Source organism: Spirosoma arcticum (assembly GCF_054779955.1).
Genome location: NZ_BAAGXG010000023.1, coordinates 1 through 16,512, shown reverse-complemented (window position 1 = coordinate 16,512; position 16,512 = coordinate 1). Strand labels below are relative to the sequence as shown.

Here is a 16,512-nt window from a genome sequence, read left to right as displayed (position 1 = left end):
TAATTTACCAAACTTAAACTTACGAATCCTTTCTGTTAACGGATGTGCATATTATTTCATTTATTTTAGCCACCTCTACGCCCGCGTTCCCGCCACTGTTTACCGTAGGCCAATGGCCATCAGGTAGTTAATTTGGGCGATTGATTGTAATTGAACCAGATCAGCGCATTGAAGACGTGGTGGCAGCCAGAGTCAACCGGTTTATACGTTGAGGTGATTGCCGGTTTATGAACCTGGCTCAACCGTTCTACTCTGCCGGAGTCAGCGAGACAGGGGCTTCACGCTCACTCCGCTCCGGTGCAGTAGCCAATGGTGCAACGCTTGTGTGGGGGGTGTGCATAAATCGCTTGAACGCCTTTCGCATGTTGAACACCGCCCTGGCGAAACTCAGCATTAACACGGGAATCAGAAGAAGCTCCCGCATGGTCACGCGTCTCCACAGGTAAGCCGGTACGGAAAGGAGCAGACTCAGACTCAGCGTTACAAGCAAAACGAAGGGGGCAACCCACAAAACCGGATTGCTGCTCAACAAACCTAAACTCGCGCAAACACCTAATAAACCAATCAACAGCACTTTAGGCAGCACCAACGCCTGCACTATCTTCAGCGCCCCCGTTAGCCGCCCACTCAACAGTTCGCTCATTCCCCGCCGAAAGTAACCGGTCAGAAACTGCCACTGGGCCGCTATCCAGCGGGTGCGCTGATGCTCGAACACGGTTGGGTTGGCCACTTTTTCGTCGTAGATGAACGCTTTATCGAGGTAGCCCACCATGTGGCCGTTCAGCACGAGGTTCATTTCCAGTTCTTTGTCATACCCACCAATGGTGAGCAGGTTAGCCATCGCCTTTCTCATCAGCGCCGGTTCAATTGCCATTCCTGAACCAATGATCGATGCGGATGAACCCAGGACCCGGCTTCCCTTCCGAAACATATGGTTGTTAATCTCTTCGCTGATGGCATCCAGCGTGGCCACGCCCGTGTCCGTGTTTTTGGCAACCCGGTGCCCCTGCACAGCCCGCCAGCCCTGCTCGAAAGCCGCGTTGATCCGGCTCAGAAAATCGGGAGCCATGTGGTTGTCAGCATCCGACACAACCATGATGTCGTACTCAGCAGCAGACAACCGGGCTAAGGCCGTGTTAATGGCTTTGGAAACGGTAGAAATGGCAAACGAAACCTCGATTACGCGAACGGGCAGGGCGGCTAACCGCGTCAGAACGGACCGCTGTAGTGAATCGGCAATCACGATCAGATCGAACCGATCAGCGGGGTAATCCTGCATCAGGTTTGCCAGCACCGAATCAACAATCACGGCATCCTCCTTATAAGCGGGTATGAGCACCCCTATTCTTCGGAAAAGCCGGGGCAACCGCTGCACATCCGAATCATCGGCTCGGCCAATTCGCCCCGCAACGGCGAGCACGAGCAGAAACAGAACGGTAGTGCCGATGTAACTCAAGAAAATCAGGTAGGCAACGTAAAGTATGTACATAGCGAAGGACGTGGCATTCAGCAATCTTTGCCCGGAACGGCTTCTTCAGTGACCGGTCAAGTTTGCTTAAGCAGTTTACTCTACTATGACGCAAGACCACTGTTTGTGGTCACTTGTGAGGCTTGATAAAGTCTACTATTTATGCGAAGTCTGGCACTTTTGATCCTAAATTGATCTAACGGTAGCTCTATCCGTTGATTAACGCAACAGGTATTGCCATTTGGAGGAAGCTGGTGATACGCGGGCAAGTTGATAGATGATGGCGACCGGGTGTGGTTTATGGGTACGGTAGTCCGGACCGGTGGATCGTCAACGGGCAGCTTAGTGACTGGATTGATGAGCACTGTTTTAGGCTTTAGCACTTAGAACGAGGGCAAAGCGTCGCTCTGTAGCTCTGTCAGAACCCCATTTTCACTTCCAGCCGTTCGCCCGAAACGGTTTGCTCCTCCCAGTTAAAGATGTCGGCGAGGGTCATCGGTTCGTCGGTACGGTGCTCCATGCCGAGGTGCATGAGCAGGTCGTTGGCTTTGGGCGCGGCTAACTTGCCAAACGCGTAATCGACCATCAGGCGGCCTTTCCTGAGCAAAGCTTTGTCTAATAGATGCTTGCTGGCGTTGAACGTGGCGATAACCTGAATGTGCATACAGTCGGCGAGCAAGCCGTCGGTCAGGTTCAGGATGTTCGACACGCTGTTGGTGTCGCCCCCTGCCTCGCGCGATTGCAGAATACGCTCGGCATCTTCAATGATGAGTACCGAGTCCTTATTATCGAGCAGAAAGGGAATAATTTCGGGCGAGGTCAGGTAGTTGGTCATGTAAGGCGGCAAAATGAGCATGTCCTTTTTGACCAATGAACTGAGGTACTTGATATACGTCGTTTTGCCGGTGCCCGGCTCCCCGTGGAGCAGAATCAAGCCCTTGCTTTTGGGCTGAGCCAGCAACGTCGTCAGGCGTTCGTGCACCGGCGGAAAATCCTCGTTGTAGTGCAGAGCAAGGTCGATGTCGGGCGGCAGAATCTCAACGCGCTCGGTGTGAAGCCCGCCCAGGCCGCTCTGGATCAGGTAAATATGGGTCTGGTTGTCTTCGTGAACGTACTTATGTTCCTGAAGTCCGGCGAGTAGTTCCTTCACCGACGGCTCGTCGCGGTAGAAGCCGTAGAGCCGGAAGAAGCGTTCGCCAACGAATTCAGCTTTGAGCAGAACGCCCTCCTCGTGCTGGTAGATCCGTTCGATGGTGTGCCAGCCTTCGTCGGTAACGCGCGTCGACTGGTTAACGAGTTGGAAACTCCGGCTGTCGAGCAGTTGCCGCGCCGATGGCTTAAAATCGTCACTGAAATGCAGGTAGTTGGGGTAGCTGCCAAACGCCTGAACAAAGTGCGGAGCCAGCGGAAACTCCCGGTCGAGGTCGCTGGGAATGTACAGGTTTTGAATCGTTTGTTGATTGGGCATGCGACTGTCGGCCGTCAGATAGCGAAACATGTCATCTTTCGAAATCTGGTCGTGGGGTTTCAAGCGGGCGCTGGATTACGTTTCTGAGGCACCAAGTTACCCAGAAAACCGCTAAATGACTAAACCGAGACTTACTTATTGCCCCGCCAACCGGTTCAGTACGTAAACTTCAATACGTTTGGCGAAAACCGAAACATCACTTCGTGAACGCTCTGCTGAAAATAAAGCCCGGCGTTGGGATTTTCGGGTGTTTTTGAGTTGAAGATGTACCCAACCCGAATGGACTTCGTCAACTGGTACTCCGCCAGGGCCTGTAGGTAGTTCGTTTGAACCAGACCGGGACTATTCCGCCGGTACGACGCACCCAGTCCAACCTGTTCGTTGATCCACAGCCGGGCGTTCAGGTCGACGCCCAGCGGCCGACCGCTGATTTTTGAAACCAGAATCGACGGGATCAGCACGACATTATCGTCTATGTCGAGCATCGTACCAGCCTGCACCATTACCGGCCGGACGCTTCGGTACACAAATCGCCCCGTCAAGTCCAGCGTCTGACCAGTCATCTCCGGAGCTGAAATGCCCCCGAAGAAGTTCTCGGACTGGTAGTATATGCCCACCCCAAAACTCGCAATGGCCCGGTTCAAACTCGACGCCGTCGCGACATCATAGAGCGGCAGCACGTTGACGCCCCCCTGCACTCCAATGGCTAATTTGGCCAGGGCGGGCAGATTAAACCGGTACGCTACGCTGCCGTAAACGCCGGTAGCGGCAAACAGGCCCATACGGTCGTTGAGCGCCTGAAAACCCAAACCCACCCGCCCCTGCCCCACCGACCCATCGGCCGAAACGCTCTGGGTGACGGGAGCATTGCGCAGTCCAATCCACTTGCGCCGAAAAAACGCTGTCAGGTGAAACGACTCGCGGCTGCCCGCCGTGGCCGGATTAATGCTCAGGGGGTTGACTAAATACTGCGAATACAGCACTTCTTTCTGCGCCTGCGCGGGCTGAACCGCGAATAAAGCCAGTATTAGGACGATTGCAGGGATGATGTTCCTTTTGGGGAAAGTGGGCATAGGAAGGAGAATAAACCGTTAAATTTCGGGTTTTCGGCTTGAAAACCTATACCCCGTTGGACGCAATTTTAGGTACAGATAACTTGGCAACCATGACAAAGCAAGATAAACCCGCGTTACTGCTGGTTGATATTCAAAAAGGATTTGACGACGTAGCTTATTGGGGCGGACACCGGAACAACCCGGAAGCGGAGGCCAATGCAGGAAAACTTTTAGCCTTCTGGCGCCAAAATGACCTGCCCCGTTTTCACATCAAACACTGTTCGACCAACCCGAACTCAAGGCTTGTTGCCGGAAAGCCGGGCAATGAATTCCAAGACGCGGTACGTCCAACTGACGGTGAGACGATAATTCAAAAGAACACGAATAGCGCCTTTATCGGCACCAATCTACAGCAACAACTTGACGCTGCCGGAATCAAAACCGTAGTGATTGTAGGGTTAACCACCGACCACTGCGTATCGACAACAACGAGAATGGCGGGAAATTACGGGTATGACACGTACATCGTTTCGGACGCAACGGCAACGTTCGACAAAGTTGGTGCAGATGGCCAACACTATTCGGCAGAAATCATCCATGAAACCTCATTGGCAAGCCTGCACAATGAGTTCGCGACCGTGCTAAAAACGGCCGAACTGATCGACAAACTGCGGTAGGGAAAACAGAAAAATAGCTAATTCAAGCCTGACAACGATTCGGGATGGTCACTAAAGTACACTGGATACACACCTTTGCTAACTCCGCACGCATTGGGATTATGGCACGACTGACGGTGCTATTCGTGGACTAACTGTGCCGGATACGGATCGGCAATTGAATTGGTTAAAACGACGGGAGATGTCTATTGGGAACCGCCACCATCGCAACGGTTAACCGGACGACTCCCCTACTCCAGCTTCAAAATCTTGATCTCTGTCCGGCGATTCTGCTGGTGGTCGGCTTCGGGGCAGTCAACGCCATCAACACAGGCGTTCAGGAGGGCACTTTCACCGTACCCCTTCGCGGTCATTCGCTTGGCGGCAATTCCCTTCGATTTCAAATACGCAGTTGCCGATTTAGCGCGGTTTGCCGACAGTGTTTTGTTGTACTGCGTCGTGGCCCGGCTGTCGGTATGCGATCCCATTTCAATGGTCATGGCCGGGTATTTTTGCATCAGCGCCACAACTTTGTCCAGTTCAGTGGCTGCGTCGGGGCGGATTGTTGCTTTGTTGCGGTCGTAGTAAATATTGTCGATGGTGATCACGTCGCCTTTTTTAAACATCAGCAGTTCGGTCACGCCGGAACCGTCTTTCTCAATGTGGCTGCCCGTCGTGCCCATGCCCTCTTTTATGGCTTCGAGCAGGTAACTACAGCCGGGTTTCGCCGTAAACAGGAAATGGCCTTCGGAGTCGGTAACGGTTTCCTGCAGGCTACCGTCGCACTCGTTCACGGCCACAACGTTTGCGCCGGTAATGGGGGTCCGGTCAGCCTGGGTGAGCACCCGTCCCCGCAGCATTGTCGCACCGGCAGGCAGCATAATAGTGGGCTTGGCGAGGGGAATTTCTAAGCGGGATGGCTGCGTGTCGGATAGATCTTTGGTAGAGAAACCAACTTTATTCGTCATGTACCCTTCCTGACTAACCACGAAGCGGGTGTCGCTGTCGGCGGTGAGGCAGATGCGCACTACGCCACTGCCATCGGTTTTGAGCTGTTTCTGGCTGTCGTTGGCCGGGTTGTCGACCGTTACGGACGTGTTGACTAATGGAACTTTCGTCTCGGCATCGAACACGCTGATGGTTAGCTCGCGACACGCGTTGACCGCTTTTGCGCGGGTGAAGCGATACACGTCGTCGTCGGCCCCGCCCCGTCTGCGGTTACTGCTGAAGTACCCTCCATTGCGTGCTCCATCCGTCACGATACCAAAATCGTCGGTTGGCGAATTCAGCGGCTCACCGAGGTTGAGCAGTTCCCCAGCGGGCTGGCTTTCGCCCGTGAGCTGAATGTAGAACAAGTCTAAGCCCCCCAAACCGCCGTGACCATCGGAGGCCACGTACAGGTTTCCTTTTTCGTCAACGAACGGAAACATCTCATTTCCCTTCGAGTTTACCCGCTCACCAAGATTTACCGGTTCGCTCCACTGCCCGTCTGTCCAGGTCGACACGTAAATGTCTGTGCCACCAAAGCCTCCCGGCCGGTCCGACGAGAAATAAAGCAGTTGATCCGGTTCGCCATTGCGCCCATTGGCTAAACTGGGGTGGCCCGTCGAAAACTCATCGCTGTTAAAGGGCAGTTCCTGCGCGTCGCTCCAGTAGCCATTGGTTTGGGTGGCGGTGTACAGTTTAAGTTTATTGACCCCGTCGGTACTCGTCCGATACTGGCCGCCAGTGTAATTATTGCGCGTAAAAATCACCCGCGAACCGTCTTTGGCAAATGTCGACGGGCCTTCGTGGTATTTCGAGTTGATCGTTTTGCTGAATCGCTCCGACTCACTGATGGGTTGTTCTTCGTAGCCCAAATTGAGGTTCGTTCCCCCAAAGAAGCCAACTGTTTTGCTGTCGTTGGCCGTTCGTGTCGTGTATTCATCACGTCCCAGAAACTGACCGGGGTCCAGGCGAAACAATCTCTTCCGTGACCCCTTCGATCCATTCAGTGTACTTAGTTCGGGTAAGTAATACAGATTTAAAAAAGGCGTATTCTTTCGTTTGAACAGCTTGCTCCAGCGCTTGTTATCCGCCGATACGAACACCAGCCCATTCTTATAAAGCATGGGGCTAAACTCGGATTGGCGGGTGTTTATGTCCAGAAACTCGATGGTGTACGTACCGGCCGTGCGGGTCAGCGCCGTTACGTCCTGATACAGTTTAGACCCTCTGGTCCGGGACCCACCAGTCCGGGACCCGGATTCTGATTTGGCACCGGCGGCAGCGGCTGCCTGGAGCGCGTAGTATTTGTTGTAAGCGCCCTCGGCTTCGTGGTATTTGCCGTTACTGATGAGCGCCTGGGCGTAGTACAGATGATACTGAGCGTAGTCGGCCGATGAGTCGCCTTCAGCAATCAGTTCGCGATAGGCTCGTTCGGCATTTCTCGTATCGCGGGCCTGCCGGTAGCTGTAAGCCAGCCGGATTTTAGCAGCCCGCCGTTCAGCGTCCGTCAGCGTCGCCGGATTGGTCAGCGCCTTCTCGTACAGATCAGCCGCTTTCGCATAGGCCAACTGATCGAACTGACGGTCGGCTTGCTTTGTCAGCGACTGCGCCAGTGCCGAACCAATCAGCAAACCGATGAATCCAAGAACAAGTACAATGCGTGTCATACCGGATGAAAGTGGAAAACGATAACTAATCCCAAGCGAAAAGGTACGCTCCGGCCCACCACGGGAAGAACGTACCTTGTGTGTAAGCAAATACTGAGCCGAAAACCTTTTAGGTGAATGGCGAATAGCGAATAGCGAGTGGCGAATAGTGAATACCGGTAAACATTCACCATTCGCTATTCGCCTAAAAATACCGTGGCGTCAGGATGCGGTTTTTGCCGAAGCCAAACTCATACCGGATCATGATCTCGTGCGAACTGGGGGCAACATCCTTAAAGTTGTTCATGGTGCGGTCATAGGCGTAGCCAAAGCGAAACTGATCGGTCAACTGAACCTCCAGCAGCCCCACCAGCGCATCGGTACCAACCGGACTCCAGGACGTGAACTGGTTCCGGCGCACCGACACACCAAGGGCGATGCGGTCGGCAAACCAGAAATTAATATTCCCGTCGAAGCCCAGCGGAGCACCCTCGGCATACTTAACCAGGACCGACGGCTTCATTTTGACGGCCGGACTGATGCCCACCACAAAACCGGCCGTGGCGTAGGCGTGCCGACGCTGCACCGAGAGATAGCCAGCCGCGGGAGATCTGTACTCCGAAAGCCGGTTTTTGATAAGCCGGGGCACCGATATGCCGATGTACGATTTGTCGTTGCTCAGGTAGATCCCCGTTCCGAAGTTAGGCAGCACTTTGCTGATGTCCTGCGCGAAGGCCGGATCGATCTGACCCGTGCCATCCGGGCTGGTCTGCACGTTGGTGAGGTTCCACCGAAAGCTCGACGCCCCGCCCTGCAGGCCCAGCGCCAGCGTTGACCGGTTACCAACCTTGATTCTGAACGCGTAGGACACGAACCCACCGGCCTCCTGCATCTCGCCAAACTTATCGCCGTACAACTGCAGACCGACCCCAACGCGCTCCCGGTTCAGGGGCATGTCCATGGTGAAGGTAGCCGTTTGCGGACCATTCACCCCCGCCCATTGGTTGCGATACAGGGCCGACATACTCAGCACGTCGCGGCTACCGGCGTAGGCCGGGTTTAGGGCCGTCATGTTGAACATGTACTGCGAGAACATTTTGTCCTGCTGTGCCCGGACCCGGCCGCTGCCGATCCCGAGGATCAACAGCAGCGCAACGGCCCAGCGTTTGGTTGAAAACTGGTTTAACATCAGTATTAGCGGTTAATCGTCATGTATCGTACAAACTTGCGTCCATCGCTCGTCTTAATCACGTAGTAGTACGTTCCATCGGGCAGGCCACTGTCTCCCTCCTGGCTAATCGTGATTCCCGTGTTCGGCTTACCATCCCAATCGTTTTTGTAATCGTCGTTTTTGTAGACCATGTGACCCCAGCGGTTATACACCTCCAGCGCAATCGTCTGATTACCCACGCCCCGGATTACGAACAGGTCGTTGATGCCGTCTCCGTTGGGCGAGAAGCCCTGCGGGATGAACAGCGCCGAACCAGTCGACGGCAGATTCAGCGGAGTGGCTTCGCGTTCGTTCAGATCGGTCGGGTCGTTGTTGCCGTTGAGGTCAGGATTCAGCCCACTCGTCGAGATGTCTGACACGGTTTCGGTTCCGGCTTTCGCTTCGGCATAGGCCGAGTTGAGGAACGTAGTCGTGCTGCCATCGGTCAGGACGTTCAGCGTAACCAGGATCGTATCCACTTTCCCGGCAGCCAGCGTACTGATGATCTCGTTCAACACGATCCGCGCATCCGTTGTCCCGTTGAAATCAGGGTTCAGGAGCAGCAAACTGCCCGTCGAGATTGTATACGGTGCCCGCACGATGGAGTAGGTTGCCCCGGTCGTGGTGTTGAAGACCTTCGACAGCGAGTCGGTCAGACTCACGTTCGTCAGCGTATCGGTGCCGTAATTTCTCAGGACAATCTGGTACGTTACGTTGAAACTGCCGTTGGCCTGCCGAATCGTATCCCGAACCGCCATTGCGACGCCAATGTAACCTTTTGCCGCTAAATTATTCAACGAAATTGGCGTTGGCGTGCTGTTATTGCGCGGATCGAGGTCATTGTCGGGGTCATCGTTGGTTCCGGCCGTCGACATATCCTCCACTGGCTCGTTGGCGTCCGTCAGCGCCGTAGCGACTGCCGTGTTGTAGAATACCAGCGAATCGGCGTTTTTCACGTCCACCCGAACCGTAAACGTCAGGCTGCGGCTGGTGCCCACCGGCAGGTTGCTCAGGGAGTCAACGAGCATCTTCGTAATTAATCCCTGACCCGTGTAGAGCGAATCGACCGTTAGTCCAGTGCTGGCCGTTACGGCAACGCGGCTGCTCACAATCAGCGCCCCACCCGTGAAGGTCTGGGAAAGATTATCCACGACCTGAACCTTCCTGAGCGGCACCGAACCCATGTTGCTCACGGTGATGGTGTACGGAATGTCGTAGACCCCTTCTTCCACCAGCGTTGGCGCGCCAACCGACTTAGCAACACCTAACAAACCTTTCGGCAGGTCGAAGCGCACACCGGTCAACACAGACCCGGTCACGGTCGGATCGAAGCCATTGTTGGAGACGTCCTTAACAACCGTACCACCGGCCGGTTGGCCCGTTGCCGTTGCCGTTGTGTAGAACGGTCCGTTGTTGCCGTTCGGCCTCACGTTCACCGTTAGCAGCAGCGTATCCTGCTCGCCAATGGCTAAGGTGCTGGCGTTGGTCAGCAGATCAGCCTGCGTGTTGCCGTTGAAACTGGCGTTGGCAACTAAGCTGCTACCCGCACCCACCACCGGCGAACCAACGACCGAGTACGATGTTGGTGCCGCAAAGGCCCGAATCAGGCTGTCGGTCAGACTCACGCCCGACAGGGGCACGTCGCCCAAGTTTTTGATCGTCGCCTTGTAGGTCACGTTGTAGCTGCTGTCAGCCTGTTGTTCAACCTTCACCACCGCCAGCGCTACGCCGATAGCCGGTCCAAACACCAGATCCGTATCCGTACTCAGCGTGAAGCTGGAGAAGGTCGTGTTGTTGGTGGGGTCGCGGTCGCCATCCGGGTCTGGATCACCGCCGTTTGTCGACAGGTCGTATACTGTTGTTACACTGTTCTGAGCCGTTACGCTGGCAATGTTCTGGAACGCATTGGTCGTGTCACCCGCAGCCCGTCGCACCGTCACGTCGAGGGTGAAGAACTGCGAACGGCCCGGTGCCATGTAACTGGCCGAGTCGAACAGGGCCGTGTTGTTCTCCCGGCCGGTGAAGGTCGGATTGAGCACCAGCGTGGAACCCGCCGTTCTGGGCGTCACCACGGCACCAACCACCGTGTTCGGCGAGAAGAAGTACGCCAGGTCGTCCGTCACCTGCACCTTGTGCAGGGTGTCGTCGCCGAAGTTCGTCAGCACGAAGCCGTAGCTAACCCGGATGAGCGAATCGCCCACCGCCGTTGGCGTACGCAGCACCGATTTGGCCAGACCAATCAGGCTCGGCCGGGTAGCCGACGTGTCCTGCACCATCACTTTCGACCAGTTATTGTCCAAGTTGGTGTCCTTCTGGTCGAGGTACGGAATATCGGCCCGGTTGATAATTTGTCCTCTGGCAATCACGCGGGCGTCAAAAGCAAAGGATATGGATGCACCCGGTTCCAGACGCTCGATGTAGCGGGTGATGGCCCCGTCGGCCAACGTGTAGTCGGCCGCTGGATTTGGAATCACGTCTAATCCGTCCGGCAGCACATCCCGCACATCGACGTTCGTCGCGGCAGCGCCACCGAGATTGGTTACGACCACTGTGTACGTGATCACCTCACCGACCCGAACGTTGGTTTTACTAACCGTTTTCACAACCTCCAGGTCCGTCATCACCGTGTCAGCAATGCAGTTGAAGATGTTCGCCGTTACGGGAGCCGCTGCGCTGTAGCAACCAGCCGGACTCCGGCGGAAGACATAATACGTACCGGCACCAACCGAATCGGGCCGCATCACGAGTGCCGACGATGGCGACGCACCAATTCGGAACTCATAAGGGCCAACGTCCGTACTGTCGAACAGGGCCGCAGCTAAGTTAGCCACGATGGCCGGGCACACGTTGCGCACGTTGGATGCCAGTGGCGTTTGCAGGGGTTCGGCAACCGTCACAACCACGTCGGCCGACTTCACCGAACTGCAGCCCTGCCCATCAATCAGTTGAACGCTATAGACACCGCTGGTGGCCACCACAATCTGCTGCGTATTGGCACCGGTACTCCACAGATACGTGGCACCGGCCGGGGCCTGCAGCGTTACCGATTCACCAAAGCATAGGTTGGTCGACCCACTCACGGTCACCGTCGGTATCGTTTTGCTGCCCTGAATCGTCAACAGCATAGCGTCGGAAGCAACCGGGCAGGCAGCGTTATTCGTGCTCACGGACAGCGTCAGCGTTACCTGACCTACCAGTACGTCTTCGGCACTGGCGGTATAGATTGCGTTGACGGCGAACGGATTATCAAACGTACCATTGCCGGTCGACGACCAGTGCGCAACGACACCCGCTCCGCCAATCACGCCACTCAACTGGTAGCTCTTCGCGGCACAGATCGTGGCATTCGTACCCGCGCTGGCCGTTGCCGGATTCTGCGCATCGCACGGCAGCACGTCGGTGCAGGTCGTAATCAGCACTTGGATCGCGACGGGCAGGCCGTAGCAGCCGTTCACCGTTTTCTCAACAACGTAGTACGTTCCCGTACCGACTGCGGCCGGATTCCCCACTTTCGTTTCGCTGCTCAGCGTGGCGCTCGTGTAGAATTCAAACACCCCGCCCGTGGTTGATGGGTTGGACGTTACGCCCGTTGTCAGGTCTACCGTTGTGAACGGACACGCATTGGTGCGGTCGGTCACCGTTGGCTGGCCTACTTTGGGCAGCACCGTGATGGCAATTGCGTTAGATGGCGCACTCTTGCAGTTGTTCGAGGTGCAGCAGCGGGCCGTGTAGGTTACGCTGTTGGCCAGCGACACCGTGATCGATGCGCCAACCAAATCGTTCGACCACGTTACGTAGGCATTAGATGGGCATCCCTGGGCCGTGAGCGTAACGGGGGTGCCGAAGCAAACCGTCGTGCTGCTGACCGCCGTACCACCGACCGTAATGACGGGGGCATTGGGTGCGCCGACCGTAATTGTGGTGAAGGCCGAGAAGCTACCTTCGCAGTCACCAATCTTACACTTCACGCGGTAGCTGACATCGGCCGTTGGCGTCACCGTCAGGGTGTTGCCAATTGTTACGCCGTCCGACCAGATGTACGTTCCTCCCGCGCAGCCCATAGCCGTTAGCGTCACTGATTCACCGAGGCAAACCGTTGGCGCACTGCCACCGATGGTTGGAACACCCGGTGTACCCAGCGTGATCCGAATCGGCTGCGACGGTGCGCTGATGCAGCCGTTGACTGTGCAGGTTGCCACTAACTGAAGATCACTCAGGACCGGCTTCACAATCGACGCGCCAATCGAGCCATCCGACCAGTTGACGGTTCCTCCCTCACAACCCGCTGCCGTCAGTGTCACACTGGTACCGGAGCAAACCGTCAGCGACGAAGCGGTCAGTACCGGTGGTGCCGTGGAGCAGGTGCCGTTGACCACAATCGTGACGGATGGCTCACTCAGACATTCGCGGAATTTGCACTGCGCATAGTACGTCTGGGTGCCAACCGGCCGGACGACGATAACGGGACCAAGGTTGTTTCCGTTGATGTCGTTGGCCGACCAGATCACCTGACCGATACAACCCGTTGCCGACAGCGAGATGGTGCCGCCCGGCTCAACCGCCGTAGCCGAAGCCACGATGGTAGGCGCTGGTACGGGAATCACCGTGATCGTGTAGTTGATGGAGGTATTGCTCCGGCAGATTCCGTTCTGACAGTACACCGTGTAACCCGTCGTCACCGTAGGCGACACGATGACACTCGTTGTTGTTTCGCCGGTGCTCCAGTACGGAGTACCCTGGCAGTTAGTGACCGTCAGCGTCACCCGCTCACCAGGACAGATCGTGTCGGTGCTGCAGATGACAGTTGGCGTCAGCACAGGGGTCACACCGATGGTGATACTGTTCGACTGACCACTACCGCACTGCGTACCGATTCGGCAGATCGCGTAGAATTGATTGTTGGTTGGCGTGGCCGTTACCGACACCACCGGACCCGTCTGACCATCCGACCAGATTACCGTACCCGCGCAACCCGTAGCCGTCAGCGAGACGACGCCACCGCTGCACACCGACGTTGTCGAGGCTGCAATGGTCGGGGGCGTACCGGCGGTGTTCACCGTTACGCGGACCCGGTTCGAGGGTTCGCTTTCGCAGCTACCCTGCTGGCAGGTTGCGTAGTATTCTTTGTTCTCCGTCGGGAATATTTCGATGCTGGCCCCGATCCGGTCCACGCCGAACCACCTGACGGTTCCCTCGCAGCCTTCGGCCGTGAGCGTCACCTTCTCCCCGCTACAGATGATGGACTTGTCGATCCGGATTATTGGGGTCGATGGGCTCACCACGGTGATGGGTACAGTATTGGATGGTTCGCTCAGGCATGTCCGAACCCGGCATTGGGCGAAGTAGCTGATGCTGGCCGTTGGGCGAACATTAATAACCGAACCCGTCAGCGTCACTCCGTTTTGGCCGACAGCATTCCAGACTACAGTACCGTCACAGCCCGTAGCCGTCAGCGACACGAGGCCTCCAGCACAGACTGAATCCGCACTGGCGACTACTACTGGGATAACTGGTGCCACGACATTGATCGTGTAAATTGGCGATGAAGCGCTGGTGCAGCCACCACTCTGGCAGTAGACCGAATAGGTATTGTTGCCTAACGTCGGTGTCACCACGATGCTGCCCGTTGTTTGGGTTGTGCTGCTCCAGATCGGCGTACCGACGCAGCCAACAACCGTCAGCGTTACCGTTTCGCCAGGGCAAACAACCGTTTCACTGCACACGATGGTCGGCGTTGGCAGACCCGTACCGACTTCAATCGTTTTCTGAGCTGGGTTACTCACGCAGCTACCCACGCGGCACTGCGCCGTGTACGTTGTTCTGTTGAGCGGAGCAACCACAATTGACGCACCAGTCTGGCCGTTTTCCGACCAGATTATCGTACCACCAACACAGCCACTGGCCGTCAGTGTTACCGACGTACCTGCGCAGATAGTGCCACCAGGCAAGGCCGTGATGACCGGCGTTTGTGGGTCGAGCACCGTTACCGAGATTGGGTTAGAAGCCCCACTCGTGCAGCCATTCAGGACGCAGCTTGCCGAATACGTGGTTGTTACCAGCGGGCTAACGCTGACCGACGCACCCGACTGGCCATCCGACCAGATAATCGTACCGCCCTCGCAGCCTGTTGCGGTCAGCGTCGTAGACCCACCTTTACAGATTTCCGTGATGGCGCAAGCGACCAACGGCGGAGTAACATTACAGATCGGCGGAGCCACCGAACAGGAGACTGGGGCCGTGTACTGAGCCGTGAGGGAACCACAACCCGGCGACGAGATGCTCACCGTATGTACTGCCCCGTTCGAAGCCAACCCATTGAATACCATCATAAAGGTATTTGAGGGGCCCGCCGAGGTAGCGAAGGGCTGGCTGATGTCTCCATCCGTGATCGTGAGCGTCTGGCCACCAACGGGGTTGTTGACCGTCACCAACACAGTTGTCGAGAAAGCGTTGGTCAGTGTATTACACCCACCCACCGTAATTGTCGGCGTTGCTATCGAGCAAATCGGCGTAGTCACCGAGCAAGAAGCCGGAGCCGTATACTGAGCCGTGGCCGAACCACAACCCGGCAGTGAAACACTCACCAGACGAACGGCCCCATCCGAGACCAGTCCGTTGAAGACCGCTGAGAAGGTGTTTGACCCACCCGCCGTGGTTGTGAAGGGCTGACTGACAACGCCATTCGTGATCGTCAGTGTTTGACCGGGTGACCCGTTATTAACCGTCACCACTACCGTTGACGAATACGTATTGGTGGCAGTCTGGCAAATACTTGTCGTGATCGTTGGCGTCCCCACTGAGCAGATCGGTGCAGCCACCGAACAGGAGACTGGGGCTGTGTACTGAGCCGTAGCCGAACCACAACCCGGCAGCGAGACGATCACCGTGTGGATCGTTCCGTTGGAGACCAGTCCGTTAAAGACCATCGAGAAAGTGTTCGAGGCACCGGCCGATGTGGTGAACGGCTGGCTGATGTTACCATCCGTAATGGTCAGCGTTTGTCCCCCAACCGGATTGTTAATCGTTACCACCGCCGTTGATGAATACGTATTGGTGGTGGTCTGGCACAATCCCACGGTGATCGTTGGTGTTGCTACCGAGCAGATCGGCGGAGCCACTGAGCAGGAAACGGGAGCCGTGTACTGAGCCGTGGCCGAACCACAACCCGGCAGCGAGGCAGTTACTATACGCACAGCCCCGTTGGAGACCAGCCCATTAAAGACCATTAAAAAGGTGTCTGAGGTACCCGTCGTCGTGAAGGGCTGACTGATAGTGCCGTCGGTAATCGTCAGCGTCTGACCAGCAACCGCGTTACTAACCGTCACCACTACCGTTGACGAATAGGTGTTCGTAGCTGTTTGGCACAGACCTGCCGTAATTACTGGCGTTGCCACCGAGCAGGGTGTCGGCAAGAAGCCCGCATCAACGGTGGTATTGATCTCGCCCAGTGTTAAACTATAGGTCTGGGTAGTCACTCCCGTCAGCGGGTCCGCATCTGAGTCAGACCCATCATTACCAACGTTAGCTGAGGTGCTCGCAAAACCCGCTGGGGTTGTGAAGCTTACCGAATAGGGAATACCCGGCGTCAGACCCGTGAAGGAGTAAAGACCGCCTGCGTCCGTGGTAGTCGATGCAATCGGTGTCAGGTTGCCATCGAGCAAGACCACTACCACACCGGGAATGCCTGGTTCGGTAACTATTGCCCCTTGCTGACCATCACGGTTTGCATCCACGAAAATTGTACCCCCCAGCAAAGTAGTGGGCAGGAAGTAGCCCGCATCCACACTGGTGTTGTTCTCCCCGTTGGTCAAGCTGTAAGTCTGGGTGGTCAGGCCCGTCAGCGGATTAATGTCGCTGTCCAGCCCGTCGTCGGTGCCTACGTTAGCCGAGGTGCTCACATAACCGGCTGGCGTTACGAAGCTCACACTATACGGAATACCGGGGGTCAGACCCGTGAAAGAGTACAGACCCGATGCATCCGTCGTGGTCGAAGCCACTGGCGTCAGGTTGCCATCCAGCAAG

The 16,512-nt window shown here is 56.2% G+C and carries 7 protein-coding genes; 1 reads left to right on the top strand and 6 read right to left on the bottom strand.

The window, feature by feature from the left end; all coding sequences use genetic code 11:
* Positions 1-247: 247 nt before the first annotated feature.
* The 3 genes from ACYVHB_RS29210 to ACYVHB_RS29200 form a co-directional block, all read right to left on the bottom strand.
* The gene (locus tag ACYVHB_RS29210; RefSeq protein ID WP_461055454.1) at positions 248-1,489 is read right to left on the bottom strand and encodes a glycosyltransferase family 2 protein; all 1,242 of its coding nucleotides are present in this window, start codon (positions 1,487-1,489) and stop codon (positions 248-250) included.
* A 397-nt stretch (positions 1,490-1,886) separates the two neighbouring features.
* A complete protein-coding gene (locus ACYVHB_RS29205) occupies positions 1,887-2,966 on the bottom strand; it encodes an AAA family ATPase (RefSeq protein WP_461055539.1) in 1,080 nt (359 codons plus the stop codon).
* 125 nt (positions 2,967-3,091) lie between these two features.
* Positions 3,092-4,009: a PorP/SprF family type IX secretion system membrane protein gene (locus tag ACYVHB_RS29200; protein WP_461055452.1), complete on the bottom strand. Its 918-nt coding sequence runs from the start codon at positions 4,007-4,009 to the stop codon at positions 3,092-3,094.
* Between the two features lie 38 nt (positions 4,010-4,047).
* Between ACYVHB_RS29200 and ACYVHB_RS29195 the strand changes: the two genes are divergently transcribed.
* The gene (locus tag ACYVHB_RS29195) at positions 4,048-4,668 is read left to right on the top strand and encodes a cysteine hydrolase family protein (protein WP_461055450.1); all 621 of its coding nucleotides are present in this window, start codon (positions 4,048-4,050) and stop codon (positions 4,666-4,668) included.
* Positions 4,669-4,898: 230 nt separating this feature from the next.
* Here ACYVHB_RS29195 and ACYVHB_RS29190 read toward each other — a convergent pair whose 3' ends face one another.
* The 3 genes from ACYVHB_RS29190 to ACYVHB_RS29180 form a co-directional block, all read right to left on the bottom strand.
* Positions 4,899-7,301, bottom strand: a complete 2,403-nt coding sequence (locus tag ACYVHB_RS29190; RefSeq protein ID WP_461055449.1) for a carboxypeptidase regulatory-like domain-containing protein — start codon at positions 7,299-7,301, stop codon at positions 4,899-4,901.
* 184 nt (positions 7,302-7,485) lie between these two features.
* A complete protein-coding gene (locus ACYVHB_RS29185; protein WP_461055448.1) occupies positions 7,486-8,469 on the bottom strand; it encodes a PorP/SprF family type IX secretion system membrane protein in 984 nt (327 codons plus the stop codon).
* 5 nt (positions 8,470-8,474) lie between these two features.
* The gene (locus ACYVHB_RS29180; protein ID WP_461055446.1) at positions 8,475-16,511 is read right to left on the bottom strand and encodes an SdrD B-like domain-containing protein; all 8,037 of its coding nucleotides are present in this window, start codon (positions 16,509-16,511) and stop codon (positions 8,475-8,477) included.
* Between the last annotated feature and the right edge of the window lies 1 nt (position 16,512).